At 50.9% G+C, this 24,956-nt stretch carries 27 protein-coding genes and 1 tRNA gene; 24 read left to right on the top strand and 4 right to left on the bottom strand.

Going from position 1 to position 24,956, the window contains the following annotated elements:
• Window positions 1–333 precede the first annotated feature (333 nt).
• Both QMG93_RS20695 and QMG93_RS20690 read left to right on the top strand, forming a co-directional pair.
• Window positions 334–2,001, top strand: a complete 1,668-nt coding sequence (locus tag QMG93_RS20695) for a copper resistance CopC/CopD family protein (RefSeq protein ID WP_281939740.1) — start codon at window positions 334–336, stop codon at window positions 1,999–2,001.
• 144 nt (window positions 2,002–2,145) lie between these two features.
• The gene (locus QMG93_RS20690) at window positions 2,146–3,882 is read left to right on the top strand and encodes a putative bifunctional diguanylate cyclase/phosphodiesterase (protein WP_281939739.1); all 1,737 of its coding nucleotides are present in this window, start codon (window positions 2,146–2,148) and stop codon (window positions 3,880–3,882) included.
• Window positions 3,883–3,992: 110 nt separating this feature from the next.
• Here QMG93_RS20690 and QMG93_RS20685 read toward each other — a convergent pair whose 3' ends face one another.
• Window positions 3,993–4,922 carry an aldo/keto reductase gene (locus tag QMG93_RS20685; RefSeq protein WP_281939737.1) on the bottom strand — a complete coding sequence of 310 codons (930 nt, stop codon included), beginning with the start codon at window positions 4,920–4,922 and terminating at the stop codon, window positions 3,993–3,995.
• Between the two features lie 191 nt (window positions 4,923–5,113).
• Here QMG93_RS20685 and lepB point away from each other — a divergent pair, with 191 nt between their 5' ends.
• The 4 genes from lepB (at window position 5,114) to QMG93_RS20665 (ending at window position 8,130) form a co-directional block, all read left to right on the top strand.
• Window positions 5,114–5,629, top strand: coding sequence for a signal peptidase I (gene lepB, locus QMG93_RS20680; RefSeq protein ID WP_281939793.1), 516 nt, complete (start codon window positions 5,114–5,116; stop codon window positions 5,627–5,629).
• A 62-nt stretch (window positions 5,630–5,691) separates the two neighbouring features.
• A tRNA-Gly gene (locus QMG93_RS20675) sits at window positions 5,692–5,762 on the top strand.
• 453 nt (window positions 5,763–6,215) lie between these two features.
• Window positions 6,216–6,533: a hypothetical protein gene (locus tag QMG93_RS20670; protein ID WP_281939736.1), complete on the top strand. Its 318-nt coding sequence runs from the start codon at window positions 6,216–6,218 to the stop codon at window positions 6,531–6,533.
• 364 nt (window positions 6,534–6,897) lie between these two features.
• On the top strand, window positions 6,898–8,130 hold the full coding sequence (locus tag QMG93_RS20665; RefSeq protein WP_281939734.1) for an MFS transporter: 1,233 nt from the start codon (window positions 6,898–6,900) through the stop codon (window positions 8,128–8,130).
• Window positions 8,131–8,139: 9 nt separating this feature from the next.
• On the opposite strand, the gene QMG93_RS20660 is transcribed toward QMG93_RS20665, so the two are convergent.
• Window positions 8,140–8,811, bottom strand: coding sequence for a helix-turn-helix domain-containing protein (locus tag QMG93_RS20660; protein WP_281939732.1), 672 nt, complete (start codon window positions 8,809–8,811; stop codon window positions 8,140–8,142).
• Between the two features lie 193 nt (window positions 8,812–9,004).
• Here QMG93_RS20660 and QMG93_RS20655 point away from each other — a divergent pair, with 193 nt between their 5' ends.
• Window positions 9,005–9,445 (top strand): ArpU family phage packaging/lysis transcriptional regulator, encoded by a 441-nt coding sequence (locus QMG93_RS20655; protein WP_281939730.1) that lies wholly within the window; start codon window positions 9,005–9,007, stop codon window positions 9,443–9,445.
• A gap of 135 nt (window positions 9,446–9,580) precedes the next feature.
• Here QMG93_RS20655 and QMG93_RS20650 read toward each other — a convergent pair whose 3' ends face one another.
• Together QMG93_RS20650 and QMG93_RS20645 are read right to left on the bottom strand one after the other, a co-directional pair.
• On the bottom strand, window positions 9,581–10,051 hold the full coding sequence (locus QMG93_RS20650) for an ImmA/IrrE family metallo-endopeptidase (RefSeq protein WP_281939728.1): 471 nt from the start codon (window positions 10,049–10,051) through the stop codon (window positions 9,581–9,583).
• 25 nt (window positions 10,052–10,076) lie between these two features.
• Complete coding sequence (locus QMG93_RS20645) at window positions 10,077–10,523, bottom strand: helix-turn-helix domain-containing protein (RefSeq protein WP_054976472.1); 447 nt, start codon at window positions 10,521–10,523, stop codon at window positions 10,077–10,079.
• A gap of 264 nt (window positions 10,524–10,787) precedes the next feature.
• Between QMG93_RS20645 and QMG93_RS20640 the strand changes: the two genes are divergently transcribed.
• The 17 genes from QMG93_RS20640 (at window position 10,788) to QMG93_RS20560 (ending at window position 24,946) form a co-directional block, all read left to right on the top strand.
• Complete coding sequence (locus QMG93_RS20640; RefSeq protein WP_281939724.1) at window positions 10,788–11,105, top strand: hypothetical protein; 318 nt, start codon at window positions 10,788–10,790, stop codon at window positions 11,103–11,105.
• 74 nt (window positions 11,106–11,179) lie between these two features.
• Window positions 11,180–11,692: a DUF1492 domain-containing protein gene (locus QMG93_RS20635; protein WP_281939723.1), complete on the top strand. Its 513-nt coding sequence runs from the start codon at window positions 11,180–11,182 to the stop codon at window positions 11,690–11,692.
• Window positions 11,693–11,813: 121 nt separating this feature from the next.
• A complete protein-coding gene (locus QMG93_RS20630; RefSeq protein ID WP_281939721.1) occupies window positions 11,814–12,449 on the top strand; it encodes a hypothetical protein in 636 nt (211 codons plus the stop codon).
• A 325-nt stretch (window positions 12,450–12,774) separates the two neighbouring features.
• Window positions 12,775–13,239, top strand: a complete 465-nt coding sequence (locus QMG93_RS20625) for a DUF6838 family protein (RefSeq protein WP_281939719.1) — start codon at window positions 12,775–12,777, stop codon at window positions 13,237–13,239.
• Window positions 13,232–13,453 carry a hypothetical protein gene (locus QMG93_RS20620; protein ID WP_281939716.1) on the top strand — a complete coding sequence of 74 codons (222 nt, stop codon included), beginning with the start codon at window positions 13,232–13,234 and terminating at the stop codon, window positions 13,451–13,453. The genes QMG93_RS20625 and QMG93_RS20620 overlap by 8 nt, the downstream gene beginning before the upstream one ends.
• On the top strand, window positions 13,454–14,770 hold the full coding sequence (locus QMG93_RS20615) for a phage tail sheath family protein (protein WP_281939714.1): 1,317 nt from the start codon (window positions 13,454–13,456) through the stop codon (window positions 14,768–14,770).
• Between the two features lies 1 nt (window position 14,771).
• Entirely contained in the window at window positions 14,772–15,245 is a 474-nt protein-coding gene (locus QMG93_RS20610) for a phage tail tube protein (protein ID WP_281939712.1), read from the top strand.
• Window positions 15,246–15,270: 25 nt separating this feature from the next.
• Window positions 15,271–15,693, top strand: a complete 423-nt coding sequence (locus tag QMG93_RS20605; protein ID WP_281939710.1) for a phage tail assembly chaperone — start codon at window positions 15,271–15,273, stop codon at window positions 15,691–15,693.
• Window positions 15,694–15,916: 223 nt separating this feature from the next.
• On the top strand, window positions 15,917–18,004 hold the full coding sequence (locus tag QMG93_RS20600) for a hypothetical protein (protein WP_281939709.1): 2,088 nt from the start codon (window positions 15,917–15,919) through the stop codon (window positions 18,002–18,004).
• Window positions 18,004–18,792 carry a LysM peptidoglycan-binding domain-containing protein gene (locus QMG93_RS20595; RefSeq protein ID WP_281939707.1) on the top strand — a complete coding sequence of 263 codons (789 nt, stop codon included), beginning with the start codon at window positions 18,004–18,006 and terminating at the stop codon, window positions 18,790–18,792. Before QMG93_RS20600 ends, QMG93_RS20595 begins: the two co-directional genes overlap by 1 nt.
• Before the next feature lie 12 nt (window positions 18,793–18,804).
• Window positions 18,805–19,788, top strand: coding sequence for a hypothetical protein (locus QMG93_RS20590; RefSeq protein ID WP_281939705.1), 984 nt, complete (start codon window positions 18,805–18,807; stop codon window positions 19,786–19,788).
• Between the two features lie 2 nt (window positions 19,789–19,790).
• Window positions 19,791–20,090: a DUF2577 domain-containing protein gene (locus QMG93_RS20585; protein WP_281939703.1), complete on the top strand. Its 300-nt coding sequence runs from the start codon at window positions 19,791–19,793 to the stop codon at window positions 20,088–20,090.
• Window positions 20,087–20,497: a DUF2634 domain-containing protein gene (locus QMG93_RS20580; protein ID WP_281939701.1), complete on the top strand. Its 411-nt coding sequence runs from the start codon at window positions 20,087–20,089 to the stop codon at window positions 20,495–20,497. The genes QMG93_RS20585 and QMG93_RS20580 overlap by 4 nt, the downstream gene beginning before the upstream one ends.
• Window positions 20,490–21,569, top strand: coding sequence for a baseplate J/gp47 family protein (locus tag QMG93_RS20575; protein WP_281939700.1), 1,080 nt, complete (start codon window positions 20,490–20,492; stop codon window positions 21,567–21,569). Before QMG93_RS20580 ends, QMG93_RS20575 begins: the two co-directional genes overlap by 8 nt.
• Window positions 21,562–22,146, top strand: coding sequence for a putative phage tail protein (locus QMG93_RS20570; RefSeq protein ID WP_281939699.1), 585 nt, complete (start codon window positions 21,562–21,564; stop codon window positions 22,144–22,146). Before QMG93_RS20575 ends, QMG93_RS20570 begins: the two co-directional genes overlap by 8 nt.
• Complete coding sequence (locus QMG93_RS20565) at window positions 22,143–22,424, top strand: ketopantoate hydroxymethyltransferase (RefSeq protein ID WP_281939697.1); 282 nt, start codon at window positions 22,143–22,145, stop codon at window positions 22,422–22,424. Before QMG93_RS20570 ends, QMG93_RS20565 begins: the two co-directional genes overlap by 4 nt.
• Window positions 22,425–22,426: 2 nt before the next feature.
• Window positions 22,427–24,946, top strand: coding sequence for a hypothetical protein (locus tag QMG93_RS20560; RefSeq protein WP_281939695.1), 2,520 nt, complete (start codon window positions 22,427–22,429; stop codon window positions 24,944–24,946).
• The last annotated feature ends 10 nt before the right edge of the window (window positions 24,947–24,956 follow it).

The raw sequence follows: 24,956 nt of genomic DNA, 5'->3' as shown, positions 1-24,956 counted from the left end.
CCGTGCGGGTGCGGCTTCATTATCGTAGCGATGCCCTAACGAGTTTCCACAATATGTCGTAGTTCTTGATTCTTGAACCTACAATATGTAGTTGTTTTCACAAAGCAATAACATGAATTTACCGCATCGTCGCTTCGCTGTCAATCTATTATTTCGGCCGAGAATCGCCAATTGATTAGGATAAAATCGCGAAAAAACGCCGAATTTGGTTTGTTATTGCGTTTTATGCTACATTTACTATGGGCTGTGGGAAACCTGCCTTTTTTTGTGATAAAAATTGAGGTCATGGGATGAGGACACCGGGTCTCCGGTAAACGATAGGAGGAGTAACCAATGGAATGGAGAGGGTATTGGGGAGAGACGTACAGGACGCTCGCCTTATGGGTGTTGATCGTCGGCTTCGGCTTCATGTACCTGTTTGGGTCTGCGGCTACGGCCGGAGCGCACGCCTCTCTCGTACAGACGGTTCCGGCCAACGGCGCGGAGCTGGAGAAGCCCCCGGAGCAGGTGGTCTTGACGTTTAACGAGCGTCTGGAGGAGGGGCTGTACTATTTAAGGGTCTACGACGGCAGCAAGCGCAAGGTAACAGACAAAGCGGCTGTGATGAACGATACCCGCACGACCTTGACCCTGGATCTGCCGGGACTTGTCAAAGGCATCTATGTGGTGACTTATCACGTCATCTCAGCGGACGGGCATCCCGTAGACGGCACTTATTTGTTCGCGGTCGGCCAAAGCTTGGACCAGCCGTCGGGCGTCAGCGGCAGCGCGCCTGCGATTGAGCATTTGCACCGCCACGACGGTCCGATGAGTACGTTTGGAGTGAAGGATGTCCTGCAGTTCGGCTCGCGTATTTTGTTTTATTTGGCTTTGCTCGGTTTCACGGGCTGGCTGCTCTGGCTGCGCTGGTTCGCTCCCGGAGAAAAAACAGATCCGTCCCGCGTCCGGCTGAGGCAGTGGGCGGAACGGCTGCAGCAGCTCTATTTGATCGCGTATATTTTGTTCATGTGGGCGCATATGGGCGATCTGATCGGCGACGGGGGAGCAGAAGGTTTGCTGCGTTTGTTCACCCAAACGACGGTCGGCTACGCCTGGCTCGGAGGATTGTTGCTGGCGCTGCTGTCCTTTGTCGTGCTGTACCGCAGCGTCTTTCTCGACTATATCTGGCTTGCGCTCGTCTGGTTCGCCAAAAGTCTGCTCGGGCATGCGGCTGCTTTCGAACCGAAAAGCGAAACGCTCGTGCTGGACTGGCTTCATCTGGCCGCCTCTTCGGTATGGGTCGGAGGCCTGCTGATGCTGCTCGTCTTGTGGCGTACGGATAAGGAACTGGGCAAACGTTTCCTTCCGCGCTTCTCAACGGCTGCGCTGGTCAGCATCTTGCTGCTGACCGTCTCCGGCGTGCTGACCGTGTTCATTTTTCTCCCGGACGTACGGTATATCGTGGAGACCGGGTGGGGCAAGCTGCTTCTGGCGAAGACCGGGCTCGTGCTGTTGGTCGTCGTGACCGCGGCGCTGATCCGCTTCTTGTTCCGCAAAAGCAGCGAACGGGGGGCAGGCCGCCTGCTTGGCGTCGATGCCGTGCTGATGACGCTTATTGTCGGCGTCGTCGGCGTATTTACTTATTTAACCCCGCTTCCGGCCAATGAACCGATGAACTGGCATGTGATGGGCGAGAAAATCCATATGACCGCGCAGATCAGTCCGAACGTGCCGGGCGTTAACGATTTTGCCGTAAAAGTGTGGCTGCCCGAAAAGCTCGGCAAACCGAAGCAGGTGATCATGAAGCTTCAGGCGACGGACAATCCGGAAATTGCGCCGCTCGTCGTGCCTGTCGAATATACGGAGGATGTGAGCTTCGAGGAGTCGTTCGGGTTAAAAAGACATACGTACAAAACGCGCGGAGCTTATTTGCCTTATCCCGGCCATTGGAAGCTGGAGATACGGGTTATGGACAGCAATGACGACGAAACGGTATATGAACATACGTTCCGCGTTTATTGATCGGAATTTCAATAAAAGGGATGTTGAATTTTATCGTTTTATGTCGATGAATATGGGTCTTTATAACCAAAATTGTCTTGTTCTTTTGGTTCTAGGGAATTAGAATAAAAGAAAACCCTTCATCAGAGGAAGCAGAGGATCGACATGGCAAAAAAACGGAGTCCTGTAGGTTCGGGTCTGCTGCGGGAATGGCGGCATAAACTGTACCGGCACGGTGCGCTTTTGCATCTGTGGTGCGTCATGGCCGGTACGGAAATCGTACTGCTTTCGCTCAAACAGTTGCTTGGTGTGCCTAATGACTCGTTGGACTTCATGACAGCGGGCTTGACCGTGCTGTTGGTCGCCCCGATCCTGAATGCGGCCGTTCGGAAAAACAGCGTCAAGCCGATTCGGGCGATGGCCCCGGCCGTCATTATTATGGCGTTCGCAGAGGTTATGGAGTTGGCGGTGCGCTATGCGTCGTCGCAAACCGCCGACTTGATGAGAACAACGGCTGATCTGGCGGGGCTCGCTCTGCTCACGGCGCCGATCCTTTACTTTGTGCTGACGGATATGCGCAACCGGGAGTTTACGGTACGCCAGCTTACGTACCTCGCCTATCACGATAGGCTGACCGGGCTGCCGAACCGCCAGAAGTTCCAACAAACCGTCGGCATGTCGATCCGGAAAGCCAAGCTGTCGGGGGGCAAGCTGTCCGTTATGTTCATCGATCTGGACCGGTTTAAGAACGTCAACGATACGTTCGGTCATGCGTTCGGCGATCTCCTGTTGACGGAAGCGGCGGAACGGCTCAAAAGCGGGCTGCAGGCAGGCGATGGCGTGTCGCGGCAGGGCGGGGACGAATTCACCGTGCTGATCAAGGATACGTCACGGCCGGAAGATGCCGAGAAGGTGGCGCAGAAAATTATTCATCTGCTCAGCCAGCCCTTTGCCATTGACGGACACGAGCTTCGTGTGGGCTGCAGTATCGGAATTGCGATGTATCCGCAGGACGGGGAAGATCCCATTACGCTCATGAAAAATGCCGATACGGCCATGTACCGGGCCAAGGAGCTCGGGAAAAACGGCTACCAGTTCTACAAGGCCGAGATGAACGATACGGTCATTCAGAAGCTGGTGATGGAAGAGTGGCTGAACAAAGCGCTGGAGCAGGAGGAGTTCGTCCTGTACTACCAGCCGCAGGTCGATATTTTCACGACCCGCATGAACGGAATGGAAGCGCTGATCCGTTGGAATCATCCGCGGCTTGGCTTTATCTCGCCGGGTGAATTTATTCCGCTGGCCGAAGAGACGGGATTGATCATTCCGATCGGACGATGGGTGCTGCGCACGGCTTGTAAGCAGAACAAGGCATGGCAGCTCGCCGGATTTCCGCCGCTGAAGATGGCGGTGAACATCTCCCCGATTCAGTTTCACCAGCACGATTTTGTCCAAGTCGTTCTCGATGCGCTGCAGGAAAGCGGGCTGGAGCCGCGGTATCTGGAGCTGGAAATTACCGAAGGCATTGCGATGTATCACGTGGATCAAGTCATTCAAAAGCTGCAAACCTTGCGCGAGCTCGGCGTACATATCTCGATGGACGATTTCGGCACCGGCTATTCGTCCCTCAATTATCTCAAGAAATTTCCGATCGACAAACTGAAAATTGCGCAGCAGTTCGTCCGCGACATTACGGTCGATCCTGACGATGCTGCCATCGTCCAAGCGATTATGGCCATGGCGCTCAGCCTGAAGCTGAACGTGATTGCCGAAGGGGTCGAGACGGAGGAGCAGCTCTCCTTCCTGCTCGATATCAAATGCAGGGAAATTCAAGGTTACATATACAGCAAGCCGGTTCCGGCAAACGAGTTCACCGATCTGATGCTGCGGACTCCTGCTTGACGGAAACAAAGAAGCGTTCCAGCCTCGTCCAATGCGAGGGCCGGAACGCTTGTTTATTTTGTGGAGGCGGGCACTTCTGAGAGGCAGGTAGCGACCGACTCGGGTGCTTATTAGGCGTTCGTTTCTTGCCAAGTCTGCGGGTGACCGTCGCCGACATACCTCGCAGCAGCGGCGTTGGCGATGACCTGCTGGCGGCTTTTGCAGCCCGGGATCACCGCGCTGACCGCAGGGTGCTTCAGGCACCAAGCCAGCGCCCACGTCGCCATATCCATCCCCTCCGGCACTTCATGCTCGCGGATGCGCTTAACTTCCTCAAGCTTCAACCGCGTTTGCTCCGGGTCGTGCCGATGGCGGACGTCGTTCTCCGCGAACGAGGCGCCGGGATTGTATTTGCCGCTCAGGTAGCCGCTGGCCAGCGGCACGCGCGCCAGCACGCCAAGTCCTTGGCGCTCGCAGGACGGGAAGACCCGCTCCTCGGGTTTGCGGTCGAGCCGGTTGTAAACGACTTGAATCACCTTCGAGTTCACGCGTTCGGATGCGTCTGTCTGATGGAGGTTGTCGTTGCTGCCGATGGACGTGCCGAGATGCCGTATTTTTCCCGCCTGTACTTGTTTATCCAGCAAGGTCCACAGCTCGTTCTGATCGAAGGCTTCGTCTGTGCCCGAATGAAACTGATAAAGATCTATGTAGTCCGTCCGGAGCGCTTTGAGCGAGGCATCGAGCTGTGCCAGCACTGCTTGCGGCGACCATTCCTGACTCCGGTCCAGATGGGCGTGAAATTTATGCCCGAACTTGGTGGCAATGACCCAGTCTTCGCGTCGGCCCCGGGAGATGTAGCTTCCGATGAGCGATTCGGACGTATGGTCTCCGTAGCATTCCGCGGTATCGATCAGGTTGATGCCGCACGCTTTGGCTTCGTCCAGAATCGCATCCGCTTCCTCCTGGGTAAACGGCTTGCCCCATTCGCCGCCGAACTGCCATGTGCCGACCCCGATGACGGACACCTTCATATTTGTTTTGCCCAACTTCCGGTATTTCATCGATAATCCCTCCTCAAGCGAATGATGTTGCGCTTCTCCCTGATTGTACCTAATTCGTTAGCTTGCTTCAAATGTACGACCAACGGTCGGTGGTTTCTAATTTTAAGGTTATTTTAATACTCTTTTCCTCTGTATCCGGTATAGTTAAGAGAAACGACGTTGAGAAGGCGAGGGAGAAGCTCTTGAACCGAATGATGCGATGGGCGAAGGAATGGGTAGCGCCGCTTGGCTTGGCTGTGATCATCAGCTTTTCGTTCAACACATACGTGGCGCAGGGGATGAAGGTGCCGACCGGTTCGATGCTGCCGACCATTCAGCTCGACGATAAAGTGTTTGTGGAAAAGATGGTCGCGCTGACCGATTTTAAGTTCGGCGATATCGTTGTCTTTTATCCGCCGCTCAAGGGAGAAGAGGACAAGCGCTACATTAAACGGCTTATCGGCTTGCCAGGCGATACGATTGAAGTGAAGGACGGCGCGCTGTATCGCAATGGCGAGAAGGTGGACGAGCCTTATGTGAAGGAGCCGATGAAATACCAATTCGGCCCGGTTCAAGTACCGGAAGGGAAATATTTGTTCCTTGGCGACAACCGCAACGACAGCATGGATTCCCACCTGTGGCCGACGCCGTTCGTGGACAAAAGCAAGCTTGTCGGGAAAGCGCTGTTCCGTTATTACCCGTTCGATCAGATCGGGGAGATTAAGTAGGGGCCGAGACTGGACAAAACGAGAGGGAACGCTTATAATAAATAAGCGCAATCCCTTTTCGCGCGGGTGTAGTTCAATGGTAGAACTCCAGCTTCCCAAGCTGGTGGCGTGGGTTCGATTCCCATCACCCGCTTATAAGAAAAACCCTTGAATATCAAGGGTTTTCGCTATTTTTATATGTTGTTAATTTACCTCATTTTCTGATGTTGGTGCCAAACTGGTGCCACTCGCTTTCGGATCGAACTTATTGAACGCTTTGGCTGTGTGTTTTTTTGTTATGTTGATTAAGTTTGCTTCTGAGTGATTGAATTTGACAGTACACTCTTTGCAAGTCGTAGATGCAATAGTTCGCTTTGATGTATTAGTTCGGCAGAATATCGGTGACAATTTCCTCAAGATAGCGCGAATGTTTGAATTTAAACTTAACAAGCGAACGACTTCAAATTTTGATAAGTTATTCGCTTTTTTTATTGTTTAGTAGGAGGGATAAGTCCTCTTTAAGCCCATTTTTTTAGATGGATAAGTGCCCAATTCCTCCTCTCTGACATATGGTGGAGTATGTTCTAGTCAGAGAGGAGAAATCAAAATGTCTCAAGAGACGATAATCGAAACCGCAGAGGAGTTCGAACACATCCGTCCGTATCGTTATCCTTGGTGGTACGGTCACGGCCCTTCAGGTCAGCCTTCTCCGCACTATCAAACTCAGCCTTATTGGCCGCATTACGGACAGCATTATCACCAATATCTCGATTTAACGCATCCTCAAAGCTTCAATCTACACGGCTTCAATCCGTTCCATCGGCACCACTATCCGCACCATCATCATGAGATGCACGGGCATCATTTTTACCATCATGCCCGCTGGGTGCAAGATCCTTGGACTGGCGAATGGTACCTCGACTGAAGAAAGACTGCGCGACAATACCGTGTACAGTACCGGACGCTCTCCTCAAGCGACGATCTTTTCTGCCTGCTCTTTTGTAATGACCTCACCGTTGTAGTTGATATATTGCCCCGGATGTAACTCCGACAACTTAATTGTTTCTTGCGATCCAAATAAACCCGGCTCCAATGCCTTAAGCAGCCTATAAGCGTCCTCCGGGTCCCTCCGCCCTACAACCCTGTTGCGTAGATCGTCGTCGATCGGGTTTCTTCAATGTATCTTCAGAAAACAATTGCTTCCTCAAGCCGGCGCATTTATAATAAATCCTGCAAACTTAACATACATAAAAATATAAAAAGTATATTTACTCTACGGGGGATTGCGCTTGAACCGTTCATTTTACGCTTTATTGGTCAGCCAAACGGCAACCAATCTTGGCTTTGCGCTTTATACGATGGTTGTGGTCATGCATTTGTACGCGCAGACCGGTTCGACGGCTTTGTCCGCTGCCGTAACGCTAATCAGCGCCATTTCGCGAATGGTCAGCGGTGTCGTTTTGCCGTCGTTTGCCGACCGGTTTCGGCTTCCCGCGCTGCTGATCTTTTCGCAAACGACGCAGCTGGTAATTCTCCTGTTTCTTGCGCTGATGCTGACGCAGGACGTTTCGGCCTTGAGCTTGATTGTCACTATGGGGCTACTCGCGATCATTTCTTTTTTCAATGGCTGGTTCTCGCCTGTGAAAAGCTCGTTACTCCGGGCCGTCGTACAAGAGAAGGAACGGGTGAGAGCGATCGGCTTGCTGTCGACGGTGGATCAAACGTTCCAATTTGCCGGGTGGACTTTGGGTGGCGTGCTGTTGTCGGTTTTGGGCCAAGGCGCTGCGCTTGGGATTACTTTTGCTCTGCTCGTCGTATCGATCGGATGCATGTTTCTGTTGAAGCGGCACGGGAAGAAGCATGAACCGGCAGGGCTTCGAACCGAACAAGGATTCGTGGCTGGATTAACGGCAGGCTGGAAAATTCTTTACAGGCATGAAGGACTGCGTGTCCTTGTCATCATGGATCTAATCGAATCTTGGGTCGGCACGATCTGGATCGGAGCCGTCACGTTAACTTTTGTCAAAGAGGCTTTGCACGAAGGTGAAGCCTGGTGGGGATACATTAACGGCGGTTACTATTTGGGTACCATCGTCGGCGGGTTGATCGTCCTTCGGCTTTCCCGCCGGATGCAGGGAAAGCTGACCGTAAGTATGCTGCTGGGAGCGACTCTGTTCGGTGTGCTGACACTGCTGTATGGGTTGGTATCGAACAGCATGCTGGCGCTGCTGCTTGTCCTGTTGATGGGGCCGGCTTATCAAATCCGCGATCTGGCGCAAGAGTCGATGGTTCAAAATAGCTCGGACGAGCATACCTTGCTTAAAGTGGCGGCCGCCCGGTCTACCTTGGTCCAGCTCATCACGATGCTCTCTATTGCGGTGATCGGAATCGTAACAGACGTTATCGGCGTTCGTTTGGTTTATATCGCCTCCGGCTGCGTGCTACTCATTTCAGCTGCGTACGGGTTCGTGCAGCTGCAGCTTCGGAAAAAAGGGGCTTTGTTGGAGCGCGAACACCAGTAACTCCATTTCTCAATCGTTGGACTGCTGCTCGTATTGCGGGAACAGCAGCTTGAGCATCCCGAGAATGCGCTGCCGGTCTTGATCGGTGAGCAGGTGGCCGTTATATTGGAGGCCGTCAATATATTGAAGCGATTTGCCGATATCGTACAGATGGTCGAGCGTCTGGGTATCGGTTTTTTCTGCGTCCGCTCCTATCGTTCGGAATTGCTCCGCCATGCTTTCCAATTGGCCGATCAGCTTGTAAATTTCGACCTTTGGCGGATCTTGCTGAAGCAAAGTTTGCAGCGTGTCCGGCGTGATCTCGAAATCATCGCCGAAGAACGGGCGATATTCCTGTTCCAATCGTTTGATGGCCGCCCGGGGAATGACGGCAAGGGCTTGAACGATCCCATCGAGGTCAATACCGAGAATATCGAGCAGATCTTGAAACGCCTGCCGATACTTGTGGGTGTCGGCAAGCTTCCGATAGCCGGCGGCTGCCATCAGGTCGGCATACTCGACACCCAGCGGTTCGACTAGCTTCTCCAGCAGCTCGGGCGAGGGCATGTTTTTTTTCTTGCCCGTTTCGATCTGGGACAAATAAGGGTTCGAGTAACCGATCCGATCGCCCAATTGAGTAAGCGTCAGCCCTTTGGCTTCCCTCAAGCTTTTTAAATAGGCTCCGAACTGCTGAACGTTCATCCGCGCACATCCTTTCTTGTTCTTCTATTATACACTTTTACTTGTTATTAGTAAATATTATCTAAAATATTATTGCTAATAGCAAGAAAGTGTGATAATGTTACTAACACAAAACAAGAAACGGTGAACAGCAGCCCGCGGTTGCTTGTCCGCTGCAAGAATATCCATTCGGGTGAATCGAAAGGTGGTCGCTATGAACGATACGCTCACGCTTGCGCAAAAAAAAGCCGTCCGCGCAGCCATGGAAGAACGGCTGGCTCTGTACCGGAGCTACAAATACAACAGCTTCGAACGACGCGAAGCCCGGGTTACCGCCAGTTACGATCCGCGGTACCACGGGGCGACGAATGCGGTAAGCGATCCGACCGCACAGATCGCGGTGTACAACGTAAACGAGCAAATGCACCGCAGTTATGTGTGCGATTCCGTGGAAATCGCGCTGAGCCTGCTGCCGGACAAGCAGCGGTCGATCATCGAAACACGGTATATGCGGCAAAATACGCCGACGGATATGCAAGTATGCGACCGACTGAGCATGTCCAAGGATACATACGATCGGCAGCGACTTGCGGCGATGTACGAAATGGCTTTATTTTTGGAAGTGGATTGCGGGTTCGAGCTGATAACACAGTAAGCAGGCAAGAAATAGACCGTTCTCTCTCGTGGGGGGCGGTCTATTTTTCTATGAGGAGTACCGTTATGAGCTTTCTATAAAAAAGCCGGTGTTTCCCGCATTCAGGAGCACCGGCTCTGTGTTTTACTTACGTTGTTAGATGGTGAAATATGTATCTTCGCTTTTCCAGATACTGCGCTGCCGCTTCGGGAGACTCTTTAAATGCGCTACTTCTTGCGGCACGCCGCTTGCTGCCGCCGCTTCGTAGATCGTCATGCCGCCCAGGATGAGCTCGTCGGGCATCAGCAGCTCGACGGCGAACTGATTGGCTTCGCTCTCGATCCGGTCGATCGAAACGAGTGTGTTCCTGCGAAGGAAGGGCGTATTCACTTTGGGGTGAAGGAGCACGTGCCCGAGCTCGTGCGCGCACGTAAAGCGCTGGCCGGATTTATCTAGGCCTTGGTTAATATGGATGAAGCGGATTCGTTTGTACGTGCTGAAGTAGCCGAGAACATTGCCGAGCGGCTCAAAGAGAACATGGATGTTTTTCTGAGATGCGATTTTAAAAGGGTTGTTCGTTCCGTACTTTTTAATCAGTTGCAAGGCTGCTTGTTTCGAATTTCGCATCTGCTTATCTACCCCCGTACCGATTTTATTTTCGATATTTGTTCGGGGTAAACTTCTGTTTCGCTAACTGCTTGGCAAGTCGCATGGAGTTCTCTAGCGATATTCGCAGCAATTCTTTACTCTCCTCATCCAAGGTTTCGCCATGAAAGGCAAGTGCTTCATCGGACTCGAGATCGCTGAGCATTCGCTCAAGATCCCGGGCGATGTCCTTCTCTTCTTTGGGTGTTAAGGGAGACGCGTCCCGCTTCTCCTCCATGGCCGATACGTTCGGTGAAGGCTCGTCGGACAAGCCCAGAAGGTAATCCGTCGTCACTTGAAAATGGGCGGCGAGCTTACCGGCCATATCGGCGCTCAGCCGTTTTTTTCCCCTTTCGATCTCGTAATAATATTGAGGCGTAATGTTCAACAGCTCGGCGACAACGGTCCCCGCCATATTCCTTGCTTTTCGAATGTCCCGCACCCGATTCCCCATAAGACATGTCACCTTTTCTGAACTGGCTTTTTAATAGAAGAACACTTGTTTCCATTATATCAGCTTTTAGCTTAATAATCAAGCTTTGGAAAACTGAAAATGAAGAAAATGGGAGAATGATTAAGCAAATAGTTTGTTTATTGGATGTTTTTATGCGATAATTAACCTATATGATTAAATTGACTGGTTGTCATTTTGAAGCTAATAGCTTATTCTTAGTTTCGTAAAACGAACGATATGCTAACGAATGGAGGCGCCTCGAATATGACGAATCCCGTCCAAAACCTCGAATCTGCAAACGACGCTCAACCGGCTAACCTTGTAAGAGAACGGCGGCAAGTTACCGCACCGACGGCGAAGAACAACAAGGCGGAACAGGTTTACAGCGGACAAGCAGAGCCTTGGAAACCGCGTAAACCGGTAACGTTGGAGATGATCCGGACGAAGTTTGCCGGGCTCGTTCAAGCCGGACGTCAAGGTGAAATTCGGGCGCTCCTCCGGCACTACGACGCCGAACGGCTGCCGGACGTTCCGACGAAATATTTTGACGAGCTGCTCTACGCGGCGGAAAAGCTCGGATGAACGGTACTGCAAGTTTAAGCTGTAAGTTCGATCGGACATACTTCCAGAGAGTGACGAGAGGGGAACAAACCGGAATGATGATGCTTAATCTCGAACAAAACTACGAAAAAATGGCTATAGATCAGCTTCGCGGATATAAACGGCTTGTCGGACGCATCAAGATGCTTGAGAAGTATCCTGTCAGCGGCGGGATGCGGCTCGGCACTATTTTCCAGGACGGTAAGCTGCAAGACCTGCACCGGCAATGGTGGAAGCTGGCGGCATCCGGTGCAGACCAAGAAGCGCTTCGAAGCACGGAGACGAAAATCAAAGCGCTATTGGAAGGGCAACTGGGTACGTCGGACGGTTATCAGGGGATATTGGCGCGGGTAAGCGAGCTGGAGGAGCTAGGACGGCAAAAAGAGCAGATGGAGCAAGCCATGGACGCTCTGGACGATTTTAAGCACGAATACGCGCAAGTGCTCAAGTTATTGTATGTGGATGGAAACGAGCCGCATGACATCGCTTGCGATCTGGGCATCTCCTTATCCACTTTCTATGGATGGAGACGCAAAGCGTTGAAGGAATACGGAATATTGATTAGCTAGAGTCGCAGCGGGCTGCGGCTCTTTTTTGCGTTTATGGGTCTGCTTGACCAGTTAGTTCTGCAGGATTCGCTTGTGCTATAATGAAGCTAATTTTCAATAAAGAGGAAATGGGGAGAAACCGATGCTTCAGCAGGATTCGGCATTCATCAAAAACGTTAAAATGGAAGACATTCCGTGGCAGCGGCTAATCTCTTCCTACGGACGGGCAGCGGCGGTCCCGCAATGGTTTCATGCGATGGCTCACGGAGATATGGAGGCGATGGACAATGCCGCCGGGCGATTGGCCGAGGAGCTTGAGCATCAAAGCACGCTGTGGCACGCTACGCCGTTCGGCGTCATTTTTGCGATGCGGATGCTTGGTGGAGTTGCGAACGATTCCATGAAGCAGGAATTAAGCGAGCAGGAGCGTGAGCGTTTGAATGCGATTGTTGTCGCGATCCTGAAGATGTGTCAGCCCATTGCGGTTGCGTGCGCGGATACGCTTGGTCATGTTGTCGATATGGAACCGTTCTCGTCTATCACCGATCTGCTTCATGAAAGCGAGCTTTGGCCGGTAGACGAGGAGGAAGATGAGGAGCGTTGGGAGGACGATCCCGTCTCCGATCAAGCTTTTTACAGCTTTGTTTATTATACGGCGCAAATTTTGCTTCTATATAAGGAAGAGATTCGCCGGCTTTGCGATTCGGTGCGTGAGGAAGTGCGGAATGCCGCCGGGGAGCTGTATGCGGAGGTAGAACGTATCGAGGCTGGAGGCTGAGGTGATTCGGGGGAGCCGATGGAATTTCATCGGAATTTCGCTGAAAAAGCGTTGGAATAACCATGGACAACCTTTGTAACGAAGTGCGGTTTTCCCGTGCTATGATGTTAATGTAAGATAATTGTGCTAAGGGGAACACGAACGAAAGAGTCGCAGCGATGCGGCTCTTTTTGCATTCGCTCCGCCGCACAAGATTAGGCTTTAGGGGGGAGGGAGGATATGGAGCGGTTGCGCAAACTGGATGGTACAGTTCGAGCAGGCGATTTCCGGAGCACCCTTTGAGGTGTGAGCCGCTGCCAGTCGGAAACGCAAGCTGCGGCAATTCATGAAGCTTTATCCGGCTTCTATCGGGGTGGTGAACGTGGAAGAAATTAAGCAGGGGATTGCGAAACGACTCAAGGAATTGTTTCCGGCCGCGAGCGTCTATACGGAACAAGTCGAGCAGGGCTTCACGAAGCCTGCTTTTTTTGTTCGGCAAACGGAAGGTGCGCAAAAGCACGTAATGAACCGCCGGTATATCCGGACGGGGACGTTCGACATCGCCTACTTTCCGGTTCCGGGCAGTCCGCAGTTGATTCGCGATTGCGAGATGGTCCGGGATACATTGTACGAGCGGCTTGAGCTGATCCCGTGGGAAGGTCATACGTACCGCAGCTCAGGCATGCGTTACACGTTGGCGGACAACGTGCTTCATTTTTACGTGAGCTTCGAGGTTCATGTGATGCGGCCGAAAGAGGCCGTGCCTACGATGCGAAATTTAGTACAGGAGGAACATATCCGACATGATTAAAAAAGGGACGTCGAAAGTGGCAGCCATGAAGGAAGAGACGACTGTGGCTCAGGAGAGCTTGCCGGCTTTTACGAAGCAGCAGTTTTTGGAGTCGAAGCTGTTTACGGCGCAGCAAAAAGATTTGCTGAACGCTCTGCTTCAAGATGAGGAAACGTATACGACCGATGAGGTCAAACAACAAATCGAACAATATTTGAAAAAGGCGGTGGAATAGATGGCAGGCGGAACATGGACAACTCAAAACAAAGTACGCCCAGGGGTGTACATCAATTTCGTAGGTGAAGGAAAACCGGCGGGTGCAGCCGGCGATCGCGGGATTATGACGATGGCGCTGCCGCTCGGCTGGGGCGAAGCGAAAAAGGTGCTGACCATCAGCGCAGGAGACGATGTGAAAACGCTGCTCGGCTACGATATCGCAGCGCCTCAGCTGCTGCTGGTTCGCGAGGCTTTGAAACGCGCCCAAACGGTGCTGCTGTACCGTTTGAATGCAGGGACGAAGGCCGCCGCAACGGTCGGCGCGCTGAAGGTAACGGCCAAGCACGGCGGCGTGCGCGGCAACGATTTGTCCGTCGTCGTTCAAGCGAATATCGACGACAATACGAAATTCGACGTGAAGACGCTGCTGGCCGGTCAAGCCGTCGATTCCCAGACGGTGGCCAATATCGCCGGGCTGAAGGCGAACGATTGGGTCGTCTTTAGCGGCACGGGCGACTTGACGGCAACGGCGGGCGCTGCGCTCACCGGTGGTGCTGACGGCACCGTGACGAACCAGGACCATACCGACTACCTCGGGGCGATCGAAGTGTTCGATTTCCAAACGATGGCGCTCGCATTCGGCGACGCTACGTTGAAATCCGTCTACACGGCATTCGTGAAACGGCTTCGAGAAACCGAAGGCAAGAAGGTGCAAGCCGTGCTGGAAAACTATCCGGCAGCCGATTTCGAAGGCATCATCAGCGTCAAAAATGGCGTCGTGCTGACGGACGGCACCGTTCTGGATGCGGTGAAAGCGACGGTATGGGTAGCTGCGGCTACGGCCGGGGCGCAGGTGAACCAATCGCTGACGTACCAAGCGTACGACGATGCGGTGGACGTGGACATCCGCTACACGAACTCCCAAATCGAATCCGCCCTGCGCAGCGGCGAGGTTGTTTTTGTGCAAAACAAAGGCCGTGCCATTATCGAGCAGGACCTGAATACGTTCAAAAGCTTCCTGCCGACCAAGGGCAAAGCATTCTCCAAAAACCGCGTGATCCGCGTGCTCGACGGCATCGCCAACGATATTAAGCGGATTTTCGAGACGTTCTATATCGGTAAGGTGAGCAACGACCATGACGGGCGCAATTTGCTGTGGAACGAGGTGGTCACTTACCTGAGAACGCTGCAGGCGAATGCAGCCATCCAAAATTTCAATTCGCAAACCGATGTGAATGTCATTCAAGGCCAGGACGCGGACAGCGTGTATGTGGAGTTGCACGTCCAGCCGGTGGATTCGATCGAAAAAATCTACATGAAAGTGACGGTGAAGTAACATGGCAGAACAAAAAGTGTTACACGCTCGCGATACGATTAGCGGTCAGGAAGGCCGTGCTTACGCAACGATTAATAATAATAAAGAAGAAATGTTCTACGTTAAAAAGCTGGAAGCCAAGGTCGAGAAAGAAAAGGCCGAAATTAAGGCGCTCGGCCGTCGGGGAACGCAAAGCAAGGCAAAAGGCTGGAAGGGCACCGGCAGCATGACGATTTACTATATCACCACGCTTTTCCGTGAGATGATGAATGAATATATGGTCAACGGTAAGGATACTTATTTCGATATTACGGTAACGAACGAGGACCCTTCCTCTTCCGTTGGAATGCAAACCGTTATTATTAAAAATGTCAACCTGGACAGCGTCATTATGGCGTCTCTCGATACCGGAAGCGATACGTTGGAGGAGGAAATTTCCTTCACCTTCGACGGTATTGAAATTAAAGATCGTTTCAAAGCCCCTTCCATGAACTAATCACATTAACAGGAGGACATCATTCATGAGCGATTTAAGCGTATTTTTTGCCCAAAATGCAGAAGCCAACACAATTGAGGAAGTCATTATTTCCGAACGGTTCAAGGACCGAGAGGGCGTTCCGGTGCCTTGGCGTCTCCGCAGCATGACGGAGGAGGAAAACGAAGCGGTGCGCAAAGCCGTCACGAAGCGTATCAAAGGCAAAGGCGGCAGCTACACCACCGAAATCGACCAGAACGAGTATATTGCCAAGCTGGCCGTGAACAGCGTCGTTTTCCCGAACCTCAAGGATGCGGAATTGCAGCAATCGTACGGTGTGCTCGGCGCCGAGTCGCTGCTGCGCAAAATGCTGCTCCCCGGGGAGTACGCGAACCTGCTTCAAAAGGTGCAGGAGCTCAACGGCTTCGACAAGGATATGAACGAGCTGGTTGACGAAGTAAAAAACTGATCAACGAGGGCGCAGGCGAGGCGAATTACGCCTACTATGCCCTCCACGAGCTTCACATTTTACCGCAAGATCTCATGGCGATGTCGCGGCACGAAAGGGCCGCGATCTACGCCATGATCGACGTACGGGTGGAAAAGGAAAAGCGCGCCCGCGCTAAAAAAGGGTTATGATGAGCGTCTCTTAGGAGGCGCTTCTTTTTAGGTTGTAGAAAGGAGGTAGGGATGTGAATTTTGGTCTCAAAATTTTTGAACGTACGGCAACGGCGTTTGGACGGTCGCTTGAAAAAGGATTAGTGCATGTAATCACGAGCAAGCCTGTCTTTAGGCCTTTAGTTATAGCGGGTCTCATTGAGGTAAAAGTGAGAAGCGGAATCAATGCAATCGGGCAGGGAATGTATCGATTAGCTTTTATGGCTAACGATACTATTTCTAGAGTAGGTTCCGCGGCTGTTACACAGATTCCGAGCTTTCTAAGATCGACTATGAAATCGCTCGAAAAGGGGCTTTTGCGTGTAATTACAAGTAAGCCTATTTTTCAGGCCACTTTAGTCGCTGGACTTATAGAGGCAAAGATAAGAAGTGGTCTCCATGCCCTTGGTCAGAGTTTCAAAGCGCTCGGTCAGGGCATCAAAGCGCTGGCGCCGAAATTCAAGGAATCATTTTCTAAACTCGGAGCCAAGGCAGGTTCTATGATTGATCCAGAGAAAATATATCAAGCAACCGTCGGCAGTGCGATGGAGCAGCAAAACCAAAAAGATATGTTCATTGCCAAGTCTGGCAATGATAAAGTAGGCACGGCCATGTTTGAAAAGTTCAAGAAAGAAGCATTGACTGCCGGGGAAGATGCAAATGAGTATTTGTCCAACTCCTTGTCGTTCATGTCTGTTGCTCAGAACTCGGATCAGATCAGCAAACTGAACAACATTGCTCAGCGTCTGGCTATATTCGATCCGGAGAAAAAGGGACTTAAAGCAAACGGAGAAGCCGTAAAAGACGTGTTTAGCGGAGATACGGCTTCGATGGATTCTATAGCCAAACGGTTTGGGATGGACAAAAATCAAGTGAAAGATCTCAAGTTGGACAAGCTTTTGGAAAAGGGCGATGTTGGCGGAGCTATTACGGCCTTGGACAAACTCCTCGAAAAGAACAATATGGGGCAGGCCGCCTATGATAAAATTTCCAAAAGTCCCGTGAATCAAGTAGGGACGATGATGAACAACTTCAAAAACGCCCTGACTGAAACGGGTCAAGCGGCTTTAACGGCGCTGCTTCCTGTGATTACATTAATTAATGAAGCTTTTGAATCCGGAAAATTCCAGCCCTTTTTCGACGGTTTGCAAGCCGGACTCAATGCTATCGCTCAAGGGGTTGCCGTTTTTGCCCGCTTTATTTTGGATCATCTTGGTCTTGTACAAAATGTATTGCTTGCTCTTGGTATCGTTCTCTTGGTTCTCGCAGGTATTTGGTTAATTCAATGGTTTTCTGCTTTATGGCCTGTGTTCTTAATAATCGGAGTGCTCGTATTGCTTATGGAAATACTGAATCAATTTGGAGTATCCACCGGTCAAGTCGTTGGTTTTGTTGCAGGATTATTTTTCAGTCTTTTCGCTGCCATTTATAACCAAATTGCTTTGTTTTGGAATGTCATAATTGCCGTTGCCGAGTTTTTCGCCAACGTTTGGAATGAGCCGGGATATGCTTTTAAGAAACTTTTTTACGATTTGTTAAAAAGCGTGTCTGAAAATTTAACCACTTTTATCAATGCGGCTATTACAGGGTTAAACTGGTTAATTGAGAAAGTTAATACAATTACCGGCAGTAAATTTTCTCTTATCGGTAAATTCGAAAGCGAATGGGTTGACAACCTTAAACCGGAACCAAAGACAGGCACGGTAGATTTATCGAATCTCCGATGGGAACAAAAGGATCTAACCCAAGCCTTCAGCGAGGGGCAAAACTTTGCAGCAAACGCTATGAATTTCGGTGGAGGCAAGGTTGAGGACATGAGTAACCTTTGGAAAGGCAAAAACGCCCCTTCAGCCAAACAACCCGGTGCCCAGCTTCCTAACATTAACCACGTGAACTCGATCGGTGAAATCAACAATACGGTCGATATCTCTAGCGAGGACTTGGAGGTCATGCGGGACTTGGCTGAAATTCAAAGCATCCAAAACTTTGTAACGCTGACACCAACCGTACAGGTGACCACAGGGGATATTCACCAACCGACCGATGCGAACGAAATGATCCGGCGCATCGAAGAAGTGATGTCGCGTGAAATCGCAAATTCCGCTCAAGGGGTGTACGCGTGATGGAAGACCATTATTTTATTTATTTGAGCTTTAATAATCAGGCTGAAGGTTGGAGGCTGCCGGTCAACCCGGAATCGATCGAAATTTCGGAAGAAGGTCAAGGGAAGACGTACAACATTGTTGGCAAAGGCGGGGGGACAGAGGAGACGCGTGCGGGCGAAATTAATGTCATTCAGAGCCCGAGGCTGAAAACGGTCAGCTTCAGCAGCTTTTTTCCCTCAAAATCGCACAACTATCCGTTTATTGTACAGGGAATTCCGGAGCTGACTCCGAATCCGAAGTATCTGTATCTTAGAGATGGAATTCATGACCCGATGAAATACGTTAAAGATATTCGTAAATGGATGGAAACCAAGCATCCCATTCGTTTTATGTATATTGTTCGACGCGGTCGCGAAGACGGCAAACTGGATAACGCCAGCGATCGAGACCTTAACTTTCCGGCTTCGATCGAAAAGTTCGAATGGAAGGAAGTTGCCGGTTCCCCAGGCGATATCGAATATTCGCTGTCGCTTAAGGAATACGTCTTTTACTCCGCCAGAAATGTTCAGCCCGTTGTGAACGCCAAAGGGGAGACCGTTCTCGTTCAGCAGCAGCCTGACCGCCCGAACGAAGGGGTCATGCCGGAGACGCACATCTTCCAAGACGGGGACAGTCTTACGAAAATATCTACAAAGTACTACGGCGACAGTGCGCGTGCCCGCGAAATCCAAGAGTTTAATGGGATTTCGGATTCGGAAGTGGAAGGTATCCGAAACGGCACGGTACTGAAACTGCCGCCAAAGTAAAGGGGGACCGTCATGCTCCAGATCGAAATCGATAACAAGGACGGTTTCTTATGGGACCTTTCGGGGATCGTCTCTGAAGCGACATTTAAAACCGCCCGAGTCGGGCAAGCTTCAAGTCTTGAAATGACCTTGATTAAGGGCGGTTTCTACGAAGCGAAAGAATTCAAGTACAACCTCGGCGACATTGTTCGGGTCAGACAAGACGGCCGCAATGTGTTTTACGGCTATATTTTCTCCATTGAGAGCGGGAGAGAGGAAACCGTACAGATTACGGCCTACGATCAAATGCGTTATTTGCTTGCAAATGACTCTTACGTGCTCTCGAATGTAACGGCAACGCAAGTGGTGGAACGCATCGGCAAAGATTTTGGATTGAAGCTTGGGAAGCTGGACGATACAAAGCACGTCATCCCGGGGCTTAGCGAAAACAACACGAAGCTGCTTGATATCATTTTCAAAGCGCTTGACAAGACGTTAATCGCCACGAAAAAAATTTACGTCCTCTTTGACGATTTCGGAGAGTTGACGCTTCGCGATGTTGAGACCATGGCTTTGAATTTTTCACTTGGAGACACGAGCCTTGTTTACGATTACAAGCAAAAACGGTCGCTCGAGAACGCCAGCAACAAGATCAAGATCGTCCGGGACAATAAAGAATCCGGAAAGAGAGAGCTATACATTGTTCAAGACAGCCGAACCATCGCCAAATGGGGGCTGCTTCAGCATTATCAGACCGTCGACGAAAAGGTAAGCGTCGAAAAAGTCAAAGAAATGCTGGACAATCTGATTCAACTGAAAAACCGTGAGCAAAGGTCGTTTTCGATCGACGCTCTTGGGGATATCCGCGTGCGGGCCGGCTGCTACGTTTCCATTAACATGGAAGAGCTGGGATTGAACCAACGCTTTTTGGTCAACGAATGTACGCATAAATTTGACGGCAGTGTCGAGCATACGATGAGCTTGGAATTAATCGACATTCGCATTGGGGAGAGGTAGGAATGGGACTTTTAAATCTTATCAAGCAAGCCGGTCTCGATGCCGTCGAGGCGGGCAATCCGGTATCCGTATTGTATGGAACGGTAGCAAGCGAAAGTCCTCTGAGTGTAACCATTGACCAACGGTTTACGCTGACAGAGGATTTTTTAATTGTTCCGGAGCAACTGACGGACTATCGGGTAACGATGGGGGGACAGGAGATCGTCATCCGGGAAGGCCTGAAAGCGGGTAACACTGTCATTTTGCTTCGCATGCAGGGCGGGGAGCAGTACGTCGTTGTAGATCGGGTGGTGACGGCATGATTCCGCAAGGCGGTGTGCTGGGAAACAACCGGAACGTGGAAGTTACGCAGCTTCCCAGCCGGACTTACCGGTTGGATAATGCGACGAACCGGATCGTCGGTATGACCGACGGATTGGACGCGGTCAAGCAGGCTGCGCAGCTCATTTTGGAGACGGAGCGTTTTGAGCATTTGATCTATAGTGGCAATTATGGCCGCGAGTTCGCCGGATTGCTTGGACGAGAGCCCGCTTTTGTGCAGGCGGAGCTTTATCGGCGCATCCGGGCGGCGCTTATGCAGGATGACCGGATCAGGGATGTGCAGGACATGCGGATCACGGTTATGGGGGACGAAGCTTCGGCTTCGTTCACCGTCGTATCGCAATACGGCAGTTTTGAGATGACGAAAGGGGTGGGAGCGGGTGTATGAACATCAGACGTTTCAAACGATTTTGAACCGGATGCTTTCCCGTGTGCCGGCAGACGTGGACAAGCGGGAGGGCAGCATCATCTATGACGCCCTTGCGCCGGCGGCTTTGGAGCTGACGGAGATGTATTTTCAGCTGGATACGAATCTGAACCTTTCGCTTGCGGATACGTCGAGCGGTGAATTTTTGGAACGGCGTACGGCCGAATTCGGCGTTGAACGTGAAAAGGCCAGCAAAGCGCGCCGCAAGGGGCTATTTTACGGGAATGCCGACGCACTGGCGGATGTGCCTGTCGGCAGCCGGTTCGGTGCCGGGGATCTGCGGTATGCGGTTGTTCGCCGCATTGCGGCTGGCGTGTTCGAGCTGGAATGCGAAACGGCCGGCGTCACGGGAAACCATTATTTCGGCACGCTGCTGCCCATCGATTATATCGCCGGACTTGTCCGCGCTGAATTGGCTGACGTCCTTGTCCCGGGAGAGGACGAGGAGACAGACGAGGCACTTCGGAAGCGGTTTTTCCAAGGGCAGAAGGAGAAGCCGTTCGGGGGCAACGTGGCGGATTACAAACAAAAGATCGGCAATATTCCCGGCGTTGGCGGCGTTAAAATCTTCCCGGCGTGGCAGGGAGGCGGGACGGTCAAATGTACTTTGTTGGGCAGCGATTTTAATCCGCCGTCCGCCGCTTTGATCGAAGAGGTCCAGACGGCCATTGACCCTACGGTGAACCAGGGCAAAGGCTGGGGACTGGCTCCGATGGGCCATACGGTCACGATTGATGGCGTTCAACACGTAAAGATCGACGTGGAGACGACGGTTACGCTTGCTTCCGGTGTGACCGTGGGGCAGGTGCAGGGGGAGATTGAGGCCGCGATTTCGTCCTATTTGCTCGGCTTGCGGCAAACCTGGGCGGAGGAATCGCAGCTGATCGTCCGGATCAGCCAGATCGACGCAAGGATTTTGACCGTATCCGGGGTGAACGACGTGAAGGGTACCCGCCTGAATGGCGAGACGGCGAACATTACTTTGTCCACGGAGAAAATCCCGCAGATGGGGCAGGTGAAGCTGCATGCCTAAGCTGATGGACTATTTGCCGGAGCATTTTCACGACATCAAGGAAATGAAGGAGCTGACCCGGACCGAGGACGAGGAAATCGAGGCGATAGCCCAAGCGGTCCGGCAGTTTTTGGATAACCAGTTCGTCACGACGGCGCAGGAATGGGTGATCAAACGGCGGGAGGACATGGTCGGCATCCGCGCGGATTCGGCAGCGGAGACGCTGGAGTTCCGGCGCAACCGGCTGATTAACCGTTATTCTACACGTCCGCCATTTACCGTCCGCTACCTGCAAAGCCGGTTGGATTCCCTCATCGGGCAGGGCGTGGCGAAGGTGGAAGTGGACGGGCAAAATTTTATTTTGAAAATTACGATGGGTGTACCCGATGCGGCGTATTTCAAGGAGATCGAGCATACGGTCCAAATCGTTAAGCCGGCGAACCTTGTATACAACCAGGCGACTTCTCTGGCCGACCGCGTCGGGCTGGAGGAGCACATTTGGAAAACGCCGCTTACCCGGATGACCCGGCTTTCTACGACGTGGAAGCTGGGCAGCACCCCATTCGCCAATCGTGGCAAGGAGGTACAGGTAAAATGATTCCTACGACGTTTTTGAGCGAGCTGGCTCAATTTACGAATACGCAAATTGCTAAGGTAGTCCTGAACGGGAGTTACGAGATCGATACGTTCCGGATCAAAAAAGTGGAAGCTAGTATCGTGGAGCTGGAGTATATGATTCCTGCCGGATCGGTGGCTGAGGTGACTTTGATTGAGCTCAAAAGCAATAAAGGGCAAGTGGTAAGTTCTAACGAAGCGTATGTGCCGATTACGAGTGATACGGTGATCAGGCATACGGTGACCGTGAAGGAGGTGTAGGGATGGCGTACGAGGCCAAGACGAACTGGCAGCTTGATGATACGGTGACCGAGCAGGACATGAACCGGATCGAGCAGGGGCTAAAGGATGCGTATGAGAATAGTATGACAAGTCCACCCCCTGAACAGGTGAATTTGAGATATGGTTTGCAGGTTGTGGATGCGAAGCGGACGGCGCCGCTGGAGAATGTTTGCATCAAGGGCCGGACGCTGGTGAATTTGCTGGGACGGGATGGGAATTTTGAAAGCAACCCGACCGGGTGGAGTAATTTTCAATCTACCACAGTGTTTGATACGGCAAACAAAGCTTACGGGTTACAATCGCTCAAGGTGAGCATTACTTCGACCTCGGGAGGCATTGTTCGAACGGGTCAAACATTTAAGGCAGGGAAATATTACCTTGTTGTAGCAGATATAAAGAATGGAAATGCCTCCCTGGCATTTATAAGCTTGGATTCTTTTGGGCAATCGAATACGGTGTCGGATAAGACGAAGTTCAGCATAGCTTACCGGAAAGTGAATCCCGCCTCCGATACAACTGTCAATGTCAGCTTACTTGTAAATGGTGCTATTGATCAATACGCATTTTTTGACGGTGTCCGAATTTACGAAATTACGCAAGCTGAGTACAGCGCTATCGACAGCATGACGCCGGAACAGATTTCCGCGAAATGGTCGTACGTTGATGATATGAAAAGCATTTACTCGCCTTATGTTATCAAGTACGGGGAAAATCTGCTGCCGCCGTTTACGGAGTGGACTAGAATTACATCAGGGTCTAAAGCGGTACCTTCTGATTCGTATAAAATCACTTTTTACTCAGGTGGCGATGGCGACTTCGCTGCTTTTGAGTTTCAATGTATCCCTAATACAAACTATTCCCTTTCGGTTGACAAACTAACGAATATGTATCATGGAATATCCACAACAGACTACACTACTTTGATTCGTGGGTATACAACTAATAATTCGTTTACATTCAACTGTGGTCCGCATACCAAGTTAGCGTATGTGATAAAGGCAAATGATAAGTCGAAGTCCGGTAACTTAGAATATCCGATGCTTTCCCTTGGATCAGTATCAAAAACGTTCAAACCTCGTCAAGATGACTACCTGTTCTTCCCCAACACCCAACTAGCATCTAATATAGGAGGAACGATCTGCGATACGTTATTTCAGAGAGACGGGAAGATGTGGAAGAATGCGAGGCTTAAGACAATAAATTTAGATGGTAATTTGTCTACATGGGACATTTCAAATGGAGTGTCTGGATATAAACTTATCGTTTGCAAAGTGCCACCTCATAACTTTAACGATTTCAAAGTCGCTGTAAAATACGACGGTAAAATTATGACAGGTGCATCAGCCGATAATATAACTGAAGCGGACCAGTGGCTTTACCGTCCTTGGGAGTCTGATAACTTTTATATATCTGTTTCCAATGTAGATAGCGGCTGGGGTGATTCGTATAAACCCTCGAAAGAAGAAATAAAGGCATATGTTAATGGTTGGCGTATGTTTGAATGGGAAAAAGCAAATAACATTCCGTACAACAGGTCTGATAATTTAAATAAGGCTTGGGTGCAAATAGGACAGGCATATCCGGGGTCGTCAATTGATACATCGCAAACCTTGCCAACAACGATGGCTCGCAACTACGGTTACAAGCCCTACAAATTTCAGTACCAACTTGCCACCCCAGTGGTCGAAGAAATCGCCGCAGAAGGCGGGGTAACGTTTCGCGAGGGACTGAATCAGGTCGAAGTTGGTAACGGGATGATTGTTCGCGAGGGAACGACTCCTGCTTATGACGGCGGAAGCCGGAAGTACAATATAAATGCGGCGGGTTATCCCGCTGTGCTAAAAAATCGTGTAGAGAAATATTTAACCCTCTATAAAAATGAAAAAACAACGAATGATTACATTATTGCTCAGAAGGGCGATATGACAGGATTACAAGCAAACGGAGATTGGTTAATGAACGTAGGCGATAAGGGAGGATATGACCCATTAGCAGTTTATACTGTTACTTATCTTGCTCTTGATCAATACGCTCTGACCTGCAATGTTCTAGCCATTCAAGGTGAATATGCCGGTAATGTGAAAACCGTCGTTGACATGTTGGCAGCAAATCAGGCCGATCTGCTGGCGCGGGTTAGCTTATTGGAGAATACGAAAGCCCAAAAAGTACAGGGGCAATGGATCACACCGACGTTGTTGAATGGGTGGGTAAGTGAAGGAAGCGGTTATTCCAACCCGGGTTATTATAAGGACCAATTTGGGAGTGTACATCTCTCAGGAGTAATACGAGGCGGATCAACTTCAACTTTCACGGTTCTGTTCTACCTTCCTGCTTTGTATCGTCCTAAAAACCGGACTAATTTGGCCCTTTTTACATTTGATGGATCTTCTACAGGCATTTGCTCGCTCCACATAGAAGCCGATGGAGCTGTAAAAATCGGATCGATTAATTGTAAACAATATATTTCTTTGGATGGTATTTCTTTTTTAGCAGAGCAATAAAGGAGGAGTA

The sequence above is a fragment of the Paenibacillus tyrphae genome (assembly GCF_027925525.1).
In the GTDB taxonomy this organism is placed as follows: Bacteria; Bacillota; Bacilli; order Paenibacillales; family NBRC-103111; genus Paenibacillus_G; species Paenibacillus_G tyrfis_B.
The sequence above is the reverse complement of the archived record's forward strand: the minus strand, read 5'-3'. Positions and strand labels throughout refer to the sequence as shown.

Excerpts from the sequence above, each read along its gene's own strand:
- QMG93_RS20585 (WP_281939703.1), top strand. The coding sequence starts at position 19,791 with ATGGGACTTTTAAATCTTATCAAGCAAGCCGGTCTCGATGCCGTCGAG.
- QMG93_RS20635 (WP_281939723.1), top strand. The coding sequence starts at position 11,180 with ATGATGATGCTTAATCTCGAACAAAACTACGAAAAAATGGCTATAGAT.
- lepB (WP_281939793.1), top strand. The coding sequence starts at position 5,114 with ATGATGCGATGGGCGAAGGAATGGGTAGCGCCGCTTGGCTTGGCTGTG.
- QMG93_RS20570 (WP_281939699.1), top strand. The coding sequence starts at position 21,562 with ATGCCTAAGCTGATGGACTATTTGCCGGAGCATTTTCACGACATCAAG.
- QMG93_RS20615 (WP_281939714.1), top strand. The coding sequence starts at position 13,454 with ATGGCAGGCGGAACATGGACAACTCAAAACAAAGTACGCCCAGGGGTG.
- QMG93_RS20650 (WP_281939728.1), bottom strand. The coding sequence starts at position 10,051 with ATGCGAAATTCGAAACAAGCAGCCTTGCAACTGATTAAAAAGTACGGA.
- QMG93_RS20690 (WP_281939739.1), top strand. The coding sequence starts at position 2,146 with ATGGCAAAAAAACGGAGTCCTGTAGGTTCGGGTCTGCTGCGGGAATGG.
- QMG93_RS20640 (WP_281939724.1), top strand. The coding sequence starts at position 10,788 with ATGACGAATCCCGTCCAAAACCTCGAATCTGCAAACGACGCTCAACCG.
- QMG93_RS20625 (WP_281939719.1), top strand. The coding sequence starts at position 12,775 with ATGAAGCTTTATCCGGCTTCTATCGGGGTGGTGAACGTGGAAGAAATT.
- QMG93_RS20655 (WP_281939730.1), top strand. The coding sequence starts at position 9,005 with ATGAACGATACGCTCACGCTTGCGCAAAAAAAAGCCGTCCGCGCAGCC.
- QMG93_RS20685 (WP_281939737.1), bottom strand. The coding sequence starts at position 4,922 with ATGAAATACCGGAAGTTGGGCAAAACAAATATGAAGGTGTCCGTCATC.
- QMG93_RS20670 (WP_281939736.1), top strand. The coding sequence starts at position 6,216 with ATGTCTCAAGAGACGATAATCGAAACCGCAGAGGAGTTCGAACACATC.
- QMG93_RS20560 (WP_281939695.1), top strand. The coding sequence starts at position 22,427 with ATGGCGTACGAGGCCAAGACGAACTGGCAGCTTGATGATACGGTGACC.
- QMG93_RS20660 (WP_281939732.1), bottom strand. The coding sequence starts at position 8,811 with ATGAACGTTCAGCAGTTCGGAGCCTATTTAAAAAGCTTGAGGGAAGCC.
- QMG93_RS20590 (WP_281939705.1), top strand. The coding sequence starts at position 18,805 with ATGCTCCAGATCGAAATCGATAACAAGGACGGTTTCTTATGGGACCTT.
- QMG93_RS20695 (WP_281939740.1), top strand. The coding sequence starts at position 334 with ATGGAATGGAGAGGGTATTGGGGAGAGACGTACAGGACGCTCGCCTTA.
- QMG93_RS20610 (WP_281939712.1), top strand. The coding sequence starts at position 14,772 with ATGGCAGAACAAAAAGTGTTACACGCTCGCGATACGATTAGCGGTCAG.
- QMG93_RS20605 (WP_281939710.1), top strand. The coding sequence starts at position 15,271 with ATGAGCGATTTAAGCGTATTTTTTGCCCAAAATGCAGAAGCCAACACA.
- QMG93_RS20630 (WP_281939721.1), top strand. The coding sequence starts at position 11,814 with ATGCTTCAGCAGGATTCGGCATTCATCAAAAACGTTAAAATGGAAGAC.
- QMG93_RS20565 (WP_281939697.1), top strand. The coding sequence starts at position 22,143 with ATGATTCCTACGACGTTTTTGAGCGAGCTGGCTCAATTTACGAATACG.
- QMG93_RS20645 (WP_054976472.1), bottom strand. The coding sequence starts at position 10,523 with ATGGGGAATCGGGTGCGGGACATTCGAAAAGCAAGGAATATGGCGGGG.
- QMG93_RS20595 (WP_281939707.1), top strand. The coding sequence starts at position 18,004 with ATGGAAGACCATTATTTTATTTATTTGAGCTTTAATAATCAGGCTGAA.
- QMG93_RS20580 (WP_281939701.1), top strand. The coding sequence starts at position 20,087 with ATGATTCCGCAAGGCGGTGTGCTGGGAAACAACCGGAACGTGGAAGTT.
- QMG93_RS20620 (WP_281939716.1), top strand. The coding sequence starts at position 13,232 with ATGATTAAAAAAGGGACGTCGAAAGTGGCAGCCATGAAGGAAGAGACG.